The 413-nt window shown below is 65.6% G+C and carries 1 protein-coding gene; it reads right to left on the minus strand.

Going from position 1 to position 413, the window contains the following annotated elements; all coding sequences use genetic code 11:
* The coding region (gene cynS, locus HNV26_RS37620) for a cyanase (RefSeq protein ID WP_171453069.1) at positions 1-413 on the minus strand (413 nt) is incomplete at both ends.

Consider the following 413-nt stretch of genomic DNA (forward strand, 5'->3'; position numbering starts at 1 on the left):
GCCCGACATCGTCAGCTTCACCCGGTCGCCCTTGTTGTTCGCCTCCCGGGCCATCTCCATGTTGAAGTCGATCGCCGACATGATGCCGTCGCCGAACTCCTCCTGGATCAGCTCCTTGAAGGTCGTGCCGTAGACCATCACCAACTCGTAGAAGCGGTAGATCAGCGGGTCGGTGGGCGGCATCGCCGGGATCGAGCCCCGGTAGGGCGCCTCGTTGAGCATCCGCTCCTCGGCGACCGTCAGGCCGAACAGCTCGGCCGCCCGCTTGGCCTGGGCCTTGGGCAGCTTCATCTGGCCCATGCAGGCCGCCGTGATCAGGAACGGCGAAAGGCCGCCGATCGCCTCGTGGATATGGGCCCAGCTCCAGCCCTTCTCGCGTTTGATGTCGAGGAGCTTCTCGGTCAGGTCGGCGC

The organism is Myxococcus xanthus, assembly GCF_013116825.1.
GTDB classification, from domain to species: Bacteria; Myxococcota; Myxococcia; order Myxococcales; family Myxococcaceae; genus Myxococcus; species Myxococcus xanthus_B.